This window comes from Sinorhizobium sp. 8-89 (genome assembly GCF_030124325.1).
In the GTDB taxonomy this organism is placed as follows: domain Bacteria; phylum Pseudomonadota; class Alphaproteobacteria; order Rhizobiales; family Rhizobiaceae; genus Sinorhizobium.
On sequence record NZ_JASKLR010000005.1, the window covers coordinates 299,603 to 317,136 of the forward strand.

Below are 17,534 nucleotides of genomic sequence, written 5' to 3' on the forward strand. Positions count from 1 at the left end.
AGTCGGCGCCGACCGAAGCAATGATGCAATAGCCCGGCGACGCAGGTTTGTCTTCGTTGCGGCAACGATATCCAGGCATTCGGTCGCCCCCGATCTTTCCACGCCCTTACGGCCGGCCATGGTCCATGACGCGAGTTTTCGATCATAATACCTGTTGACGGATTTCTGTCTATTGTGGATAAAAGACAAATTGATCGTGCGACTATTGCACAAGAATGAATTCAGGAGTGCCGCAATTTGTCCGCCGCCCCGTCTTCAATCCTTCTCTCGCCGGAGGACAATGTCGCTGTTGCCACCTTCCCGATCGAAGCGGGGCAGCTGCTTCCGGGTGGCGCCCGGGCCAAGGCGCGGATCGAGCCCGGCCACAAGGTTGCGACACGAGCCATCGCAAGCGGCGAGCCGGTAATCAAATATGCGCAGGCGATTGGCCGCGCGACCGGCGACATAGGCGCTGGCGACCATGTTCATTCGCACAATCTCGCCTTTGACAAGGACCGTCTTGCGATTGGCGCAGCCGTTCCGCCGGAAGCCGCGAGTGCGGCCGACAAGGCCCGGACTTTCCTGGGTTACCGCAGGGCCGACGGGCGGGCCGCCACCCGCAACTATATCGGCATCATCGCAAGCGTGAACTGTTCCACCACGGTCTGTCGAGCCATCGCCGACGAGGCCAACCGGCGCATCCTGCCGAGATACGAAGGCATAGATGGCTTCGTGCCGATCGTGCATGATCAAGGCTGCGGCATGTCGTCGACCGGCGAGGGGATGAAGAACCTGCACCGGACGCTCGCCGGCTATGCGCGTCACGCCAATTTCGGCGGCGTGCTGATGGTCGGGCTCGGCTGCGAGGTCAACCAGTTGACGCTCTACGGCCAGAGCGGCTCCGGCGCGGAAAAGCGCCATTTCAACATCCAGGAGGCGGGCGGATCCCGGCGGTCGGTCGAGCGCGCCCTGGGTGTCCTCGACGAAATCGCCCAGGAAGTCGCAACGGCGCGGCGCGTGCCGATTCCGGTCAGCGAGATCATTGTCGGCCTGCAATGCGGCGGCTCCGACGGGCTTTCAGGCGTTACGGCGAACCCGGCGCTCGGCGCAGCAGTCGATATTCTCGCGAGCGCCGGCGGCACCGCTATCCTCTCGGAGACCTCGGAGATTTATGGCGCCGAACACCTCTTGCGCAGCCGGGCGGTCAACGAAGGCGTCGCGGTGAAGCTCGACGGACTGATTTCCTGGTGGGAAAATTACGTGGCATTGCATGGTGCATCGCTCGACAACAATCCTTCGCCGGGCAACAAGCGCGGCGGTCTCACGACGATCCTGGAGAAATCGCTCGGTGCGGTCGCCAAGGGCGGGCGGTCGCCGTTGACGGCTGTCTACAACTACGCCGAGCGCGTCACCGAGCATGGGCTCGTGTTCATGGATACGCCCGGCTACGACCCGGTTTCGGCAACCGGACAGGTCGCGGGCGGCGCGAATGTCATCGCATTTACGACAGGACGCGGCAGTTGCTTCGGCTGTCGCCCTGCGCCGTCGATCAAGCTCACCAGCAACACGCCGCTTTATCGCGCCATGGAGGAAGACATGGACATCGATTGCGGCGTGATCGCTTCGGGAGAGGCAACCATTGCCGGTCTTGGCCGTGAAATCTTCGATCTCATCATCGATACCGCTTCCGGCCGCAAGACCAAGAGCGAACTCTTCGGTTATGGCGACAATGAATTCGTTCCCTGGCATCTGGGGGCGACACTCTGACGATGTGGGAAGAGCGCATCCTTGGAGGGAGGAGACAGGGAATGCAGAAAAGAAAAATCGGCCGGACGAATCTCTCCGTGACCGAATACAGTTTTGGTGCGGCCGGGCTTGGCGGCCTCTATCGCGAATGCACGCGGGAGGCAGCGATGGAGACGCTCGACGCCGCTTGGGCGGCCGGCATCCGCTATTTCGACGTGGCGCCCTATTATGGGTTGGGCCTGGCCGAGCGGCGCGTCGGCGATTTCCTGCAGGACAAGCCGCGCGACAGCTTCGTGCTTTCGACAAAAGTGGGCCGCCTGCTTCGTCCGGTCCCGGAAAGCGCCGTTCCGGACTATTCCTACGTAAAACCGCTGAATTTCGACGTCACTTTCGACTACAGCTATGACGCGATCATGCGGTCCGTCGATTTCAGCTACGCCCGCCTCGGTCTCAATCGCATCGATATCCTCTATGTTCATGATATCGGCGTCTACACCCACGGCGCCGCGAAGAATGCCGTGTTTTTACGGCAGCTGATGGATTCCGGCCTGAAGGCCCTGGAAGAGCTGAAGTCGAGCGGCGTCATCTCGGCCTATGGCCTGGGCGTTAACGAGGTGCCGGTCTGCCTTGAGGTCATGCGGCGGGCCGATATCGACTGCATACTCCTGGCCGGTCGCTACACGCTTCTCGACCGCTCGGCGGTCGCCGAGTTGCTTCCGCTTTGCGAGAAGAAGGGGACATCGCTCGTCGTTGGCGGCGTGTTCAATTCCGGTATTCTCGCCACCGGACCGGTCGAAGGCGCCCATTTCGACTATATGCCGGCCAGCGAAGAAGTGCGGGGGCGTGTTGCCGCAATGGAAAAGATCGCACGCGATCGCGGCATGCCGCTCGCTGCACCTGCGCTCCAGTTCCCTCTTGCCAGTCCGCAGGTCGCTTCGGTGCTGCTCGGCACCGCAAAGCCCGCGAGCCTCGAGCGCAATATGGAACTCACCCGACAGAAGATCGCGGCGGAAGACTTCGCCGCCTTCGAGCCTTACACACTTGTCGCGCCCGAACTCGGGCTGGACGCGGTACGGGCCTGACAGGTGCCGTTGCGCTGACTTGATGTCCGCGCGGCGGCAAACCGGGACACCGGTACGCCTGTACCCTTCCGGAAATGCCTATGAAAACATATTGTTGCGTCTGGGAGGAACGCGATGAATGGGATCGGCAGAACGGCTTGCCATTTCAAATTCACTGCGCTAGCGTGTCAATCTGTTTTTTATAGATAAAAGATCGATCCGTATGCACCTTGCGGATCGCATTCGATAACGGAACGAGGTGTTACTTGAGAGGAGAAACCCGATGAGCATAACCAAGCGCATTCTGTCCCGCCGAGCCTTCACCGCACTTGCCGGTGCCGCCTTCCTCGCCACCATGGCGCCCGTCGCGTCCTTCGCCCAGGACGTCACGATCCCGATTATCGTGAAGGACACCACTTCCTTCTACTGGCAGATCGTTCTCGCGGGCGCGCGCGCCGCCGGCAAGGACCTCGGCGTGAATGTGCCGGAACTTGGCGCTCAGTCCGAATCGGACATCAACGGCCAGATCAGCATCCTTGAAAACGCCGTCGCCGGCTCGCCAGCCGCAGTCGTGATCTCGCCGACCGAGTTCAAGGCGCTTGGCAAGCCGATCGACGAGGCAGCAAAGTCGGTCCCGATCATCGGCATCGATTCGGCGGCAGACTCGAAGGCCTTCACCTCGTTCCTGACGACCGACAACGTCCAGGGCGGTCGTATTGCCGCCGACGGGCTCGCTGCGGCGATCAAGGAGGCGACCGGCAAGGAGGAAGGCGAAATCGCCATCATCACCAGCCTGCCCGGCGTCGGCTCTCTCGACCAGCGCCGTGAAGGCTTCCTCGATCAGGTCAAGACCAAGTATCCGGGCTTCAAGGTCGTTGCCGACAAATATGCCGATGGTCAGGCAACGACCGGCCTCAACATGATGACCGACCTGATCACCGCCAATCCGAATCTCGTCGGCGTCTTCGCCTCCAATCTGATCATGGCGCAGGGCGTCGGCCAAGCGATCGCCGAGAACAAGCTCGGTGACAAGATCAAGGTGATCGGCTTCGACAGCGACGAAAAGACGGTCGGCTTCCTGAAAGAAGGCGTGCTGGCGGGTCTGGTGGTGCAGGATCCCTATCGCATGGGTTATGATGGCGTAAAGACGGCGCTTGCGGTCTCGAAGGGCGAGAAGGTCGAAGCCAATGTCGATACCGGCGCGAACCTCGTCACCAAGGCCAACATGGCCGATCCGAAAATCGATGCGCTTCTGAATCCGAAGGTGAACTGAAGCAATTCCAATGTGACGGTTTTTCCGTCCGGAGTTGGCGAAGTCTCAAAGAGTCAGATCGTTTCACTGCGTCACCGACGCGGTGGAACGATCTAAGGATCCGGATGAGGCGACAGCAGGTTCGAGGGGGCGCCGTCGCCTTCCGGGTCGGCGCATAACCCCGGGAGTTGCAAGCGATTTTCGGGGTTATGCGCAGTTTCTAAGGCATTGCAGCGCCGCCGGCGGCTTTGAAGCAAGGCGCTGCCGAGGAGGAGGCTTACATGATTGGACTTCACGAGGTCGGCCATCGACACGAGGGCAAGCTGAGAACGCCTGCCGGCCACCCCGTTCCCAAGGGTGAACCGATCCTCGAATTGCACAGTCTGCGGAAGAATTACGGTGCCGTCGAAGCACTGAAACCCGCGACCATCACCTTTCTCTCCGGCGAGGTCCATGCGATCGTCGGTGAAAACGGCGCCGGCAAGTCGACGCTGATCAAACTGCTGACCGGTGTGATAACTCGAACCTCGGGCGAGATCCTGTGGTGCGGCGAGCCGGTTCAACTCGCAAGTCCCAACGAGGCGATTTCGCGCGGCATCAACGCCGTCCATCAGGAAGTCGTGCTCTGCCCGCATCTTTCCGTCGCGGCCAACATGTTTCTCGGTGACGAGATGAACAGGCGCGGCCTGATGCGTAAGCGCGCGATGACCGACGCCGCCCAAGGGGTGCTCGACGATCTCGGCTTCAACCTGCCCGCAGGTGCGGTGCTCGGCAGCCTGACGATCGGTCAGCAGCAACTGGTCGCGACCGCCCGCGCGGCGATGCGGGGCACCCAGTTCCTGATCTTCGACGAGCCGACGGCCTATCTCACGCGACAGGAATCCGAACAACTGTTCCGCCTCATTCGCCGGCTGCAGAGTGAAGGGGTCACGATCGTCTACATCAGCCACCGCCTGGAGGAAGTGTTCGAACTTGCCGACCGCGTCTCCGTTCTGCGCGACGGCACTCATGTCGGCACGCGGGCGATCGGCGAGACGAACGAGGCCGAACTGATCGCGCTGATGATCAATCGCACGATCGAACAGATTTATCACAAGGAGCATTTTACCGCGGGCGAGACACTCATCGAGACGCGGGGGCTGAGCGGCCCAGGCTTCGCCGACGTGTCGCTGACTGTCAGGGCCGGCGAGATAGTCGGCCTCTACGGCCTGATCGGCGCCGGCCGCAGTGAATTTGCGCTCGGCCTTTACGGGCGCCATCGGCTCAGCGCAGGAGAGGTCTTCTGGCAGGGCAGGAAGGTCGAGATCGACAGTGAGCGAAGGGCAATGGAACTCGGCATCGCGCTTGCGCCCGAGAGCCGCCGTGACCAGGGCCTCTGCCTCAACCTGCCGATCGGCCTCAACATCAACTTGCCGGTTTTCCGCAGGCTGACGCGCGGACTGACGATCAACCGTGCCGAAGAGGCCGCAAACGCCGATCGCCAGATCAGGGATCTGAAGATCAAGACGCCGTCACGCCGGGTGCTGGCATCGGCCATGTCCGGCGGCAATCAGCAGAAGATCGTCATCGGCAAATGGCTGAGCCACGGGGCAAAGCTGTTCATCTTCGACGAACCGACCGTCGGCGTCGATGTCGGCACCAAGGCGGAAATCTATCGGCTTTTCTCGCGGCTGCTGGAGAAGGGAGCGGGCATTATCCTGATCTCCTCCTACTTGCCCGAGGTCTACGAACTGTCGGACCGGCTTCATGTCTTCCGGCAGGGGCGGGTTGTGGGAAGCCACGGCTACCGTACCGCCAGCCATGAGGACGTGCTGGCACAGGCGATCGGCGCGTGATTGCGAGAAACAGGCATAAGGGACTGCAGGGAGGAACGAGATGAGTGTGGAAACGGTAGAAAGCAGCGCGGGGCCGACGCCGAGGAAAGGGATCAGCATCCTGTTCGGTCTGACGTTGCTGGGGCTCCTGCTCTTCCTCTGGCTGCTCCTCGGCTTCGCGACCAACAGCTTCTGGACGCCAAACAACATCAGCAACCTGCTGCGCCAGGGAGCGATGACGGCAATCCTTGCCGTCGGCCAGACCTTCGTGATCATCACCGCCGGCATCGACCTCTCGGTCGGAGCCGTGGTCGGTTTCACCAGCGTCATTGTCGCATGGCTGCTTGCCGCCGGCGTTCCTCTCTGGCTTGCCCTCATCGCCACTTTGGCGATCGGCGTCCTGATCGGCGCGTTCCATGCCTTCGCTATCGTCCGCATGGGCCTGCCGCCATTCATCATTACGCTGGCAACGCTGACGTCGCTGCGCGGCATCGGCCTGCTCATCACCAACGGCTCGACGATATCGATCACCAACGAGGCCTTCACCAATTTCTCGCGGGCCGATTTTCTCGGTGTGCCGAGCCTGTTCTGGATGGTGATCGTCGTCGCCGTGCCGGCCTATATCTTCCTGCACCTCAGCCGTTTCGGTCGCTATCTCTTTGCTGTCGGCTCGAACAGCGAGGCGGCCCGCCTTTCCGGCGTCAACGTCAACCGCACGATCTATCTGGCCTATATCCTGTCGTCGACCTGCGCAGCCTTTGTCGGCCTGCTGCTTGCCTCGCGCATCGGCATCGGCAACGCCACGCAGGCGGAGGGCTGGGAACTGCAAGCGATAGCCTCGTCGGTGATCGGCGGCACGAGCCTTTTCGGCGCCGTCGGTTCGGTCCACGGCCCGCTGCTCGGCGCCTTCATTCTGGCGACCATCAACAACGGCGCCAATCTCATGAACGTCAATTCCTTCTGGCAGCGCGTCATCACCGGGCTGCTCATCATCGTCATCGTCTACTTCGACCAGCTCCGGCGGCGGGGCGAGCGATGATCGGGGTTCATGCATGAAAGCCATCCTCTGCCCGGAGCCGGGGCGCCTCGAGATCGTCGACCGTAACCGACCGGGGGCACCCGCCGCCGGCTGGGCCCGCCTCGCCGTCAGCCATGTCGGAATCTGCGGTACCGACTATCACATCTTCGAAGGCAAGCACCCCTTCCTGCAATATCCCCGCGTGATGGGGCACGAGATTTCGGCGAAGGTGATCGAAGCGGGCCCCGAGACATCCCTCGCGTCCGAGACGCTGGTGGTGGTCAATCCCTATCTCTCCTGCGGAACCTGTGTGGCCTGCCGAAGCGGAAAGCCGAATTGCTGTACGGCGATCCGTGTTCTCGGCGTTCACACCGATGGCGCCTTCTGCGAGGAGATCATGATGCCGGAACAAAATCTCTATCCGGCTCAGGATCTATCGCCCGAAGCTGCCGCTGCGGTCGAATTCCTGGCGATCGGAGCCCATGCGGTGCGTCGGTCGAACGCCGCGCCCGGCGCCCGTTCGCTCGTCATCGGCGCCGGTCCGATCGGCCTCGGAACGGCGATCTTTTCCCGGATCGCCGGACACGGCGTCACCCTTCTCGATACGAGTGCCGAAAGACTGGGCTTCGCCGCCGACAGGCTTGGCTTCCTGCACCGCATCGTTGTCGACGATGACGTTAAACGTGCGGTCGCGCAGGCGACGGATGGCGATGGCTTCGATGTCGTCTTCGACGCAACAGGCAACGGAACGTCGATGGAACGGTCGTTTGCCCACGTCGCCCATGGCGGAACGCTCGTCTTCGTCAGCGTGGTCAAGGACGATATTCGTTTCTCCGACCCGGAATTTCACAAACGCGAGATGACCTTGGTCGCTAGCCGCAACGCCACGCGTGTGGATTTCGACCACGTGATTGCGTCGCTTCGCGACGGCCTGGTCCCGATCGATGCGCTGATCACCCATCGCACGACACTCGATCAGGCGGTGCACGATCTGCCGCGCTGGGCGCATGACAAGTCCGGTCTCGTCAAGGCGGTGATAAAAGTGGGTGCCGCATGACCTTCATCGATGCTCACCAGCACTACTGGACGCTCGGCCTTGGCCATAACGACTGGCCGGTGCCCGATCTGGCGCCGATTTACCGTGATTTCGGACCCGACGACCTCAAGCCTCACCTCGCGGCGTCAGGAATTTCGCGAACCGTCCTCGTTCAGGCCGCGCCGAACGTGAAGGAAACCGAGTTCCTGCTTTCGCTCGCAGAACGGGAGGATACGGTCGCCGCCGTGGTCGGTTGGGTCAACATTCTGGCCGCCGATGCTATTTCGGAGATCAGCCGTCTTAAGGCCCACCGGAAGTTCAAGGGTATCCGACCGATGCTGCAAGGCATTGTGGAGACTGCCTGGATCCTGCAGCCGCGGGCGATTGTCACTCTGCAGGCATTACCGCAATTGGACCTCAGGTTCGACGCCTTGATCCAGCCGCGGCATTTGCCGGTGATCGCGACCCTTGCCGATGAGGTGCCCGCGCTTGCGATCGTCGTCGACCACGGCGCCAAGCCCTTTATCGCCGCGGGAGAGCTGGAGCCTTGGCGGTCCGATATGGCAGCGCTCGCGCGTCGCCCGAACGTTCACGTCAAGCTCTCGGGGCTAGTGACGGAGGCTGGAGCCGGCTGGTCGGTCGAGAGACTCAAGCCCTATGCAGCGCATCTCCTCGATGTCTTTGGGCCCGATCGCGTGATGTTCGGCAGCGACTGGCCGGTGGTGCTGCTCGACGCGGATTATGGCGCATGGTTTGCTGCGGCACAGGAACTGACGGCGCACCTCACACCCTTGGAGCGGGAGAATGTTTTTTCGCGCACGGCGGCCCGCTTTTACGGAATTTCCGGCTAAGCAATTGCCTTGCCCGGCTTTTCGCGAGAACAGCCTCGCGAAAGGGAACGGGCGCAGTGTTGGGAATCCAGTAACATTTTACTGAGAGATCTTGTTCCGAGGTGGAAAGGGCATATTGTTGCACTGCACAAAAACCGTGGTGGTCTGGCAGCGATTGCGGACACCAAGACAAACAATCGCAAGCTTGCGTCCGACTGGGAGCGGCATTGTCATTGATTGAAACAAGGGGTACGCGTCCCATGTTCTACCAGCTTTACGAATTGAACCATGCCATGATGGCCCCGTGGCGTACGGCCGCGGATGCGCTGCGCCTCGCCTTCAACAATCCGATGAATCCCGTCTCGCACACCTATTTCGGTCGTGCCGCGGCCGCGGGGTTGGAGGTTTTCGAGCGCGCCACGCGGCGCTACGGCAAACCGGAATTCGGCCTTCCGGAAACGATCGTCGACGGGCAGCCCGTGGCGGTTCGCGAGAAGATCGTCTGGCGCGCGCCTTTCTGCAATCTCATCCACTTCGAGCGCTCCCTTCCGAAGGGAAGAACGCCGGACCACAAGGTCCTGATCGTCGCGCCGATGTCCGGGCATTACGCCACGCTGCTGCGCGGGACCGTCGAAGCACTGCTGCCGCATGCAGATGTCTACATCACCGACTGGATCGATGCCCGGATGGTGCCTTTGGCTGAAGGCACGTTCGATCTCGACGACTATATCGACTACGTCACCCAGATGCTGCACTTCCTCGGACCCGACACTCATGTGATCGGCGTCTGTCAGCCGGCGGTGCCGGTCCTGGCCGCGGTTTCGCTGATGGAAGCGGCGGAAGACCCCCTTGCGCCAGCGTCGATGACGCTGATGGGCGGGCCGATCGACACCCGCATCAATCCGACGGCCGTCAATCAACTGGCGGAAGAGCGCTCCACCGAATGGTTCCGCGACAATGTCATCATGCCCGTTCCGTGGCCGCAGCCGGGCTTCATGCGCATGGTCTATCCGGGCTTCCTGCAGCTCTCCGGCTTCATGTCGATGAATCTCGATCGGCACCTGATCGCCCACAAGGAATTTTTCGCGCATCTCGTCAAGAACGACGGTGATGCCGCCGACAAGCACCGCGATTTCTATGACGAGTATCTGGCGGTCATGGATCTGACGGCGGAGTTCTACCTCCAGACCGTGCAAGTCGTCTTCATGCAGCATGCCTTGCCGAAAGGCGAGATGACGCACCGGGGGCGGCGCGTCGACCCGGCGGCCATCCGCAAGGTGGCGCTTTTGACGGTGGAGGGCGAAAACGACGACATTTCCGGCGTCGGCCAGACGAAGGCCGCGCAGACGATCTGCACCAACATCCCGGAGCATATGCGCCAGCATTACATGCAGCCGGATGTCGGCCATTACGGCGTCTTCAACGGATCGCGCTTCCGCCGCGAGATCGCGCCGCGCATCGTCGCTTTCCAGCGGCAGCACTCGCGTCGCGCGCAGCCGGTCAAGCAGCTTATCAAGGGCGGCAAGTCGGCCTGACATGAGAGTGTTCCGCCTGACTGCATGTTTCCTCAAGATGCAGCAACTCGAACTGCCACAGCGTCCTTTGCGCGTATGATAAGACGCCCGGCGCTGTAGCCGATGCCGTGAAGGCGGAATGCTCGAGGGTCCTTTTTGCCGATGTAGAGTCAAGATCTTGTTCGATTCCGATCTCGAAAGTCTTGCAGTGACGGTGGGCCTTTCCCACATCGTTTTCATCGGGTCGCGATGGGCGGCCCGCTGACTGCGAGGAATCGTGAAGATGAACCAATCTGCATTGATCCGTCCGGACTGGACGCCCGCGACCATTGCGTTGATGGTGCTCGGCTTCGTTGTGTTCTGGCCGCTTGGCCTGGCAATGCTCGCGTATATCCTCTTCGGCGAAAAGCTGAGGGCGTTCAAGAAGGACGCCAACGGCAGCGTGGATCGCATGTGCGCCGGCTTCCGGCGCAACCACCGTCAGCACTGGGCGCATCATCGCACCGGCAACGTCGCTTTCGACGATTGGCGTGAAGCGGAACTTGCCCGCCTCGACGAAGAGCGCCGCAAGCTTGACGAAATGCGCGAGGAATTCGACGCCTATGTGCGCGAACTTCGCCGCGCCAAGGACCAGGACGAGTTCGACCGCTTCATGCGCGAGCGCAGGAACGGTGGCCCCGCTCCGTCCACGGGTTCCGAGACAAGCTGAGCCGAAAGCACTTATCCGGCGTTTCACATGAAACGCCGGATAACCAACCGCTGCTGCGAACAATCCGCGAATCGGATAGAAAGGCGCCATGTTTCCTTCCCTCAAGCGGCGCCGCCACGATGGATCTCCCGCAGATATCACGCGCGACATCGAGGTCGCCGGCAAGCTTCTGCCGCTGACCATCCGCCAGAATGCCCGTGCTACACGGATGACTCTTCGCATCGAGCCAGGCGGCCGGGCATTGAAGCTCACCGTCCCGGAAGGCCTGCCCGAGCGCGAAGTCCACGCCTTCCTGAACCGCCATCAGGGCTGGCTGATGACCAAGCTTGCGCGGTTTTCCGGTGAAAGCGAACTCGAGGATGGGGGCTCCATCCTGATCCGCGGCGTCGCCCACCGCATCGAGAGAACCGGCAGGATTCGCGGATTGACGGAGGCCCTGACGCTTGGCGAAGAGAGCGTTTTGCGGGTGAGCGGCGGGGAGGAACATTTGCGCCGGCGGATTGCCGACTTTCTGAAGAAGGAAGCGCGCAACGATCTCGAACGTCTCGTTGCCGTCTATGCCGGCAGGATCGGGTGCCGGGCGCGGTCCTTGAGTCTGAAGGACACGCGCAGCCGTTGGGGTTCCTGTTCCGCAGAAGGTGACTTGAGCTTCTCCTGGCGGATCGCGATGGCGCCGCCGAAGGTTATCGCCTATCTCGCGGCGCATGAGGTTGCTCACCTCCAGGAGATGAACCACGGACCGGGTTTCTGGGCGCTTTGCGAGAAATTGTGTCCCGACACCCGCGACGCCAAGCACTGGCTGAAGCGCAACGGCACCATGCTGCATGCGATAGACTTCGGCTAAAGCAGTTCCCCGGGCAACGCGCGGCCGTGGAGTGCCGCGTTGATCTTCTGGTTCGTCTTGTACTGGTTGAGCGCGTAGACCGACTAGATCGCTGCCGAAATCCAACCGATCAGTGTAATCTGCAGAATGAGGCAGATGATGCCCGCAAAGGGCCGACCGATCGTGAAAAACATGCAGCAGTTCAAAAAGCGCTACAGCGTCCTTTGCGGGTCTGATGACGCGCGGCGCTGTAGGGCAAGATGAGGGCGATCAGCAGACGCGTGCTTCCTTCTCCGTTGTGGTACAATGCATACGGTGAGAAGCTGGCCGTGCCGCAACGTTGCGCCGGTCGTGCTCGCAGCATAATTCCTTAAACCGGAATCGATTTAGGGGCCAAAATTATGCAGCGAGTTTGAGATGCTGCAGTGCCCTTGGCCCATCATATTTTTGACGCGCGGCGCTGTAGGCGACGCAACGTTTTGGCTCGACTCGGGCGACATTTCATGCAAGGTCGCTTCCCATGAAAACTGACGTGAAAATATGCGGGTTGAAGACCGCCGAGGCTGTGGAGCGCGCTGCCGCGCTTGGCGCATCGCACACCGGCTTCATCTTCTATCCGAAAAGCCCGCGCAATATCGAACCGGACGACGCCGGCCGTCTTGCCGAGCGCATTCGCGGCCGGGCAAAGATCGTGGCGGTGACGGTCGACGCGGACAATGATGAACTCGACGAGATCGTTTTCGGCCTCAAGCCCGACATCCTGCAGCTTCACGGTTCCGAAAGTCCGGACAGGGTGCTTTCGGTCAAAGCAGTCTATGGCCTTCACGTCATGAAGGTCTTGTCGATACGGGAGGCATCCGACCTCGACCGGATCGAACCCTATCTCGGCATTGCCGATCGCTTTCTTTTCGACGCCAAGCCGCCGGCGGGTTCCGACCTGCCGGGCGGCAATGGCGTTTCGTTCGACTGGCGGCTGCTCGACGCGCTTGACGGCGGCGTCGATTACATGCTTTCCGGTGGACTGAATGCAAACAACATCGGCGAGGCTCTGGCGCTGACCGGCGCGCGGGCGGTCGACATATCCTCCGGCGTCGAGAGCGCGCCGGGCGTCAAGGATTTGAAGCTCATGGAAGCATTTTTCGATGCCGTTCGCCGAGCAGACGACGAGCGGCGCGAGCAGGGAGCAAGACGTGAACGAGGCGCCTAAACTGAACTCCTTCAGAGCCGGACCCGACGAGGAAGGCCGCTTCGGTATCTTTGGTGGCCGTTTCGTGGCCGAAACGCTGATGCCGCTGATCCTCGATCTTCAGGATGAATGGAACAAGGCAAAGACGGATCCGACCTTCAAGGCCGAGCTCGAAAAGCTTGGGGCGCACTACATCGGACGGCCGAGCCCGCTCTATTTCGCCGAGCGCCTGACGGCCGAACTCGGCGGCGCGAAGATCTATTTCAAGCGCGAAGAGCTGAACCACACGGGCTCCCACAAGATCAACAATTGCATCGGCCAGATTCTGCTTGCCAAGCGCATGGGCAAGACGCGGATCATCGCCGAGACCGGCGCGGGCCAGCATGGCGTGGCCTCGGCGACCGTCGCCGCCCGCTTCGGCCTGCCGTGCGTTGTCTATATGGGCGCGACCGACGTCGAACGGCAGGCGCCGAATGTATTTCGCATGAAGCTTCTCGGTGCCGAGGTGAAACCGGTAACGGCCGGCCACGGCACGCTCAAGGATGCGATGAACGAGGCGCTGCGCGACTGGGTCACGAATGTCGACAGCACCTATTACCTGATCGGCACCGCCGCCGGTCCGCATCCCTATCCGGAAATGGTCCGTGACTTCCAGTCAGTCATCGGCCAGGAGGCGAAGGAACAGATCCTTGCAGCCGAAGGTCGTCTTCCCGATCTCGTCATCGCGGCGGTCGGCGGTGGCTCCAATGCGATCGGCATCTTCCATCCGTTCCTGGATGACGAGGGCGTCAAGATCGTCGGCGTCGAAGCCGGCGGCAAGGGGCTTGAAGGCGATGAGCATTGCGCCTCGATCACGGCCGGCTCGCCGGGCGTCCTGCACGGCAACCGCACCTATCTGCTTCAGGACGGCGACGGCCAGATCAAGGAAGGGCATTCCATCTCTGCTGGTCTCGACTATCCGGGCATCGGTCCGGAGCATGCCTGGCTGAACGATATCGGCCGCGTAGAATATGTCCCGATCATGGATCATGAGGCGCTCGAAGCCTTCCAGACGCTGACGCGACTCGAAGGCATCATTCCCGCGCTCGAACCGTCGCATGCGCTGGCCGAGGTCATCAAGCGGGCGCCGAAGATGGGCAAGGACGAGATCATCCTGATGAATCTTTCCGGTCGCGGCGACAAGGACATTTTCACGGTCGGCAAAATTCTGGGTATGGGGCAATAACGATCATGACCGCACGCATGGAGAAACGGCTTGCCGACATGACGGCGGAGGGTCGCCCGGCGCTCGTCACCTATTTCATGGGCGGCGATCCGGATTTCGACACCTCGCTCGCGATCATGAAGGCGCTGCCCAAGGCTGGCGCAGACGTGATCGAGCTCGGCATGCCCTTTTCCGATCCCATGGCCGACGGGCCGGCGATCCAGTTGGCCGGGCAACGTTCGTTGAAGGCCGGCCAAACGCTCGCCAAGACGCTTGAGCTCGCGCGCCTTTTCCGCCGCGACGACCAGCAGACGCCGATCGTGCTGATGGGCTACTACAATCCGATCTACATCTATGGCGTCGATCGTTTCCTGACGGACGCGCTCGCTGCCGGTATCGATGGTCTGATCGTCGTCGATCTGCCGCCGGAGATGGATGACGAGCTCTGCATCCCAGCGCTCGACAAGGGCATCAATTTCATTCGCCTGGCGACGCCGACCACTGATGACCGCCGCTTGCCCAAGGTGCTCGAAAACACGTCCGGCTTTGTATATTACGTTTCAATGACCGGCATCACCGGTTCGGCCCTGCCGGATCCGTCGCTGATTGCAGGCGCCGTTGAGCGGATCAAGGCGCACACGCAACTGCCCGTTTGCGTCGGCTTCGGCGTCAAGACGGCAGAACAGGCGCGGGCAATCGGTGCGTCGGCGGATGGAGTCGTCGTCGGCACAGCTATCGTCAATCAGATCGCCTCCAGCCTCACGGAAGAGGGACACGCGACCGATGCGACGGTGCCGGGTGTTGAAGCGTTAGTAATGGGCCTCTCGGCCGGTGTGCGGGCGGCAAGGCTCGCCGCAGCCGAATAATTGCCCAGATTAACGCGCACAACCCGAAGGAATTCTTCAGGAGTTTATAAGTGAACTGGATCACAAACTACGTTCGGCCGAAGATCAATTCGATGCTGGGTCGCAGGGAAGTTCCGGAAAATCTCTGGATCAAGTGCCCCGAAACCGGCGAGATGGTGTTCCATCGCGATCTCGAAGAGAACAAGTGGGTCATTCCGCAGTCCGGCTTCCACATGAAAATGCCGGCGAAGGCCCGCTTGAAGGATCTTTTCGACGGTGGGATCTACGAAACGCTGCCGCAGCCGAAGGTAGCGCAGGACCCGCTCAAGTTCCGCGATTCGAAGAAATACATCGATCGCCTGCGTGACAGCCGTGCGAAAACCGAGCTTGAGGATACCATCGTCGCCGGTCTTGGCCTCGTTCAGGGCGTCAAGCTCGTTGCCGTCGTGCACGAGTTCAACTTCATCGGCGGCTCGCTCGGCATGGCGGCAGGCGAGGCGATCGTGAAGGCCTTTGAGAGGGCGATCGGCGAAAAGTGCCCGCTGGTGATCTTTCCGGCCTCCGGTGGCGCCCGCATGCAGGAAGGCATCCTTTCACTGATGCAGCTTCCGCGGACGACCGTGGCTTTGAACATGCTCAAGGAAGCAGGACTTCCCTACATCGTCGTCTTGACCAATCCGACGACGGGCGGCGTGACAGCGTCCTACGCGATGCTTGGCGACATTCACATCGCCGAGCCCGGCGCGGAGATCGGCTTCGCCGGAAAGCGGGTGATCGAGCAGACCTTGCGCGAAAAGCTGCCGGAAGGCTTCCAGACGTCCGAATATCTTCTGGAGCACGGCATGGTCGACATGGTGGTCAAGCGGCATGACATCCCGACGACCATTGCACGCCTCCTCAAGATTTTGATGAAGAAGCCGGTTGAAGCCGCCAAGCGCGAGGTTGGGCCGCAAGCGTCCGCCCTGCCGGTCGCGGCGCGCGCCTAGACGTCGCGTCCGCTCGGCTCGGTTGATTTCGTGCGGCATGCAGGCGGGAACCGATTTTACACTGTGTCGGCATCGCGTGCCGGCAGACGATTTTTCGAGGCGATTGACATGACGGCGACGCAGGTCAGCGAAGCGGCGCAGGAGATCGAGAAGCTTCTCGCCTTGCATCCAAAAGGGTTCGACCTGTCGCTCGACAGGATCACCCGGCTTTTGGCCGCGCTTGGCAATCCGCAGGAGCGGCTGCCGCCCGTCATCCATGTTGCCGGGACCAACGGAAAAGGCTCGGTGACGGCCTTTTCGCGGGCGATCCTCGAGGCTGCGGGCCTGAGCGTTCACGTCCACACGTCGCCGCATCTGGTGAACTGGCACGAGCGCTATCGATTGGGCGTCAAGGGCGGAAAGGGTGCGCTTGTCGGCGATCGGGTGCTTGCAGACGCGGTGCGACGTGTGGCGGAGGCCAATGCCGGTCAACACATCACCGTTTTCGAAATACTGACTGCCGTCACCTTCCTGCTCTTTGCCGAGCACCCCGCCGACGTCGCGATCATCGAGGTCGGGCTGGGCGGCCGGTTCGACGCGACGAATGTCATCGCCCGGCCGGCGGTCTCCGTCATCATGCCCATTTCGCTCGACCACCAGTCCTATCTCGGCGACCGTGTGGAACTGATCGCCGCCGAAAAGGCAGGGATCATGAAGCGCGGCTGCCCGGTGGTGATCGGCCATCAGGAGGAAGACGGCGTGCGCGACGTCCTTGTCGCCACAGCCGAGCGTCTCGGCTGCCCGATGTCCGTTTACGGCCAGGATTTCATGGCGCATGAGGAATTTGGCAGGCTCGTCTTCCAGGACGAACGCGGATTGGCGGACCTGCCGTTGCCGCGACTGCCCGGCCGCCACCAGTATGCCAACGCCGCCGCGGCCATCCGCGCGGTCAGGGCGGCCGGCTTTGATATTCCAGAGGCGGCCATCGAAAAGGGCCTTGCCGGCGTCGAATGGCCCGGGCGCCTGCAGCGACTCGGCGGCGGCAAGCTTTCGCATCATGGCCCGCCAGGTGCCGAGATCTGGGTCGATGGCGGACACAATCCGGGGGCGGGGCAGGTCATTGCCGAGGCGATGGCGAGTTTCGAGGAGCGCGAGCCGCGGCCCTTGTTCCTGATCATCGGCATGATCAACACCAAGGATCCGGTCGGCTATTTCAGGGCCTTCCTCGATCTTGCGGAGCAGGTCTTCACCGTGCCGATCCACGGCTCCGATTCCGGCCTCGACCCAGTGGCGCTCGCCGAGGATGCCGGCGCCGTCGGCTTCGAGACCACCGCGACCTCGTCCGTGGCAGAAGCGCTCGGGATCATTGCAGAGCTTGTCGAAGAGGATCCGGTACCGCCGCGCATCCTGATCGGCGGGTCGCTTTATCTCGTCGGTGACGTGCTCTCCGAAAATGGCACGCCGCCGCGATAAAGGGCGTGCCCCATTCGGCCTTTCGGTCTCCATCCGAGATAAGAAAAAAGCCCGGCTGGCCGGGCTTTTCTGAGTTTGG

The 17,534-nt window shown here is 61.8% G+C and carries 15 protein-coding genes; all 15 read left to right on the forward strand.

What is annotated here, in order from left to right; translation table 11 throughout:
* The first annotated feature begins 237 nt into the window (after positions 1-237).
* The 15 genes from QN219_RS13600 to QN219_RS13670 all read left to right on the forward strand — a co-directional run bounded on the left by QN219_RS13600 (position 238) and on the right by QN219_RS13670 (position 17,455).
* Positions 238-1,746: an altronate dehydratase family protein gene (locus QN219_RS13600; protein ID WP_284000221.1), complete on the forward strand. Its 1,509-nt coding sequence runs from the start codon at positions 238-240 to the stop codon at positions 1,744-1,746.
* A 41-nt stretch (positions 1,747-1,787) separates the two neighbouring features.
* Positions 1,788-2,807 (forward strand): aldo/keto reductase, encoded by a 1,020-nt coding sequence (locus QN219_RS13605; protein ID WP_284000222.1) that lies wholly within the window; start codon positions 1,788-1,790, stop codon positions 2,805-2,807.
* Between the two features lie 262 nt (positions 2,808-3,069).
* Positions 3,070-4,059 (forward strand): ABC transporter substrate-binding protein, encoded by a 990-nt coding sequence (locus tag QN219_RS13610; RefSeq protein ID WP_284000224.1) that lies wholly within the window; start codon positions 3,070-3,072, stop codon positions 4,057-4,059.
* A gap of 260 nt (positions 4,060-4,319) precedes the next feature.
* On the forward strand, positions 4,320-5,873 hold the full coding sequence (locus tag QN219_RS13615; protein WP_284000226.1) for a sugar ABC transporter ATP-binding protein: 1,554 nt from the start codon (positions 4,320-4,322) through the stop codon (positions 5,871-5,873).
* Between the two features lie 40 nt (positions 5,874-5,913).
* Positions 5,914-6,891, forward strand: a complete 978-nt coding sequence (locus QN219_RS13620; RefSeq protein WP_269280049.1) for an ABC transporter permease — start codon at positions 5,914-5,916, stop codon at positions 6,889-6,891.
* A gap of 13 nt (positions 6,892-6,904) precedes the next feature.
* The gene (locus tag QN219_RS13625) at positions 6,905-7,927 is read left to right on the forward strand and encodes a zinc-binding alcohol dehydrogenase family protein (RefSeq protein WP_284000227.1); all 1,023 of its coding nucleotides are present in this window, start codon (positions 6,905-6,907) and stop codon (positions 7,925-7,927) included.
* Complete coding sequence (locus QN219_RS13630; protein WP_284000229.1) at positions 7,924-8,757, forward strand: amidohydrolase; 834 nt, start codon at positions 7,924-7,926, stop codon at positions 8,755-8,757. Before QN219_RS13625 ends, QN219_RS13630 begins: the two co-directional genes overlap by 4 nt.
* A 239-nt stretch (positions 8,758-8,996) precedes the next feature.
* The gene (gene phaZ, locus QN219_RS13635; RefSeq protein ID WP_284000230.1) at positions 8,997-10,271 is read left to right on the forward strand and encodes a polyhydroxyalkanoate depolymerase; all 1,275 of its coding nucleotides are present in this window, start codon (positions 8,997-8,999) and stop codon (positions 10,269-10,271) included.
* A 262-nt stretch (positions 10,272-10,533) separates the two neighbouring features.
* Positions 10,534-10,959: a DUF2852 domain-containing protein gene (locus tag QN219_RS13640; protein WP_284000231.1), complete on the forward strand. Its 426-nt coding sequence runs from the start codon at positions 10,534-10,536 to the stop codon at positions 10,957-10,959.
* 88 nt (positions 10,960-11,047) lie between these two features.
* Positions 11,048-11,803, forward strand: coding sequence for a SprT family zinc-dependent metalloprotease (locus QN219_RS13645; RefSeq protein ID WP_284000232.1), 756 nt, complete (start codon positions 11,048-11,050; stop codon positions 11,801-11,803).
* A 499-nt stretch (positions 11,804-12,302) separates the two neighbouring features.
* Complete coding sequence (locus QN219_RS13650; protein ID WP_284000233.1) at positions 12,303-12,989, forward strand: phosphoribosylanthranilate isomerase; 687 nt, start codon at positions 12,303-12,305, stop codon at positions 12,987-12,989.
* Complete coding sequence (trpB, locus tag QN219_RS13655) at positions 12,973-14,193, forward strand: tryptophan synthase subunit beta (RefSeq protein WP_284000234.1); 1,221 nt, start codon at positions 12,973-12,975, stop codon at positions 14,191-14,193. The genes QN219_RS13650 and trpB overlap by 17 nt, the downstream gene beginning before the upstream one ends.
* Positions 14,194-14,198: 5 nt before the next feature.
* Positions 14,199-15,038 (forward strand): tryptophan synthase subunit alpha, encoded by an 840-nt coding sequence (trpA, locus tag QN219_RS13660; protein WP_284000236.1) that lies wholly within the window; start codon positions 14,199-14,201, stop codon positions 15,036-15,038.
* 50 nt (positions 15,039-15,088) lie between these two features.
* Positions 15,089-16,003, forward strand: a complete 915-nt coding sequence (gene accD, locus QN219_RS13665; protein ID WP_284000237.1) for an acetyl-CoA carboxylase, carboxyltransferase subunit beta — start codon at positions 15,089-15,091, stop codon at positions 16,001-16,003.
* Positions 16,004-16,111: 108 nt separating this feature from the next.
* Entirely contained in the window at positions 16,112-17,455 is a 1,344-nt protein-coding gene (locus QN219_RS13670; protein WP_284000238.1) for a folylpolyglutamate synthase/dihydrofolate synthase family protein, read from the forward strand.
* Positions 17,456-17,534: the final 79 nt, after the last annotated feature.

What these genes read in the sequence shown, in the direction of transcription:
- QN219_RS13605 (WP_284000222.1), top strand. Translation starts at nt 1,788, where the DNA reads ATGCAGAAAAGAAAAATCGGCCGGACGAATCTCTCCGTGACCGAATAC.
- QN219_RS13610 (WP_284000224.1), top strand. Translation starts at nt 3,070, where the DNA reads ATGAGCATAACCAAGCGCATTCTGTCCCGCCGAGCCTTCACCGCACTT.
- QN219_RS13615 (WP_284000226.1), top strand. Translation starts at nt 4,320, where the DNA reads ATGATTGGACTTCACGAGGTCGGCCATCGACACGAGGGCAAGCTGAGA.
- QN219_RS13620 (WP_269280049.1), top strand. Translation starts at nt 5,914, where the DNA reads ATGAGTGTGGAAACGGTAGAAAGCAGCGCGGGGCCGACGCCGAGGAAA.
- QN219_RS13625 (WP_284000227.1), top strand. Translation starts at nt 6,905, where the DNA reads ATGAAAGCCATCCTCTGCCCGGAGCCGGGGCGCCTCGAGATCGTCGAC.
- QN219_RS13630 (WP_284000229.1), top strand. Translation starts at nt 7,924, where the DNA reads ATGACCTTCATCGATGCTCACCAGCACTACTGGACGCTCGGCCTTGGC.
- phaZ (WP_284000230.1), top strand. Translation starts at nt 8,997, where the DNA reads ATGTTCTACCAGCTTTACGAATTGAACCATGCCATGATGGCCCCGTGG.
- QN219_RS13640 (WP_284000231.1), top strand. Translation starts at nt 10,534, where the DNA reads ATGAACCAATCTGCATTGATCCGTCCGGACTGGACGCCCGCGACCATT.
- QN219_RS13645 (WP_284000232.1), top strand. Translation starts at nt 11,048, where the DNA reads ATGTTTCCTTCCCTCAAGCGGCGCCGCCACGATGGATCTCCCGCAGAT.
- QN219_RS13650 (WP_284000233.1), top strand. Translation starts at nt 12,303, where the DNA reads ATGAAAACTGACGTGAAAATATGCGGGTTGAAGACCGCCGAGGCTGTG.
- trpA (WP_284000236.1), top strand. Translation starts at nt 14,199, where the DNA reads ATGACCGCACGCATGGAGAAACGGCTTGCCGACATGACGGCGGAGGGT.
- QN219_RS13670 (WP_284000238.1), top strand. Translation starts at nt 16,112, where the DNA reads ATGACGGCGACGCAGGTCAGCGAAGCGGCGCAGGAGATCGAGAAGCTT.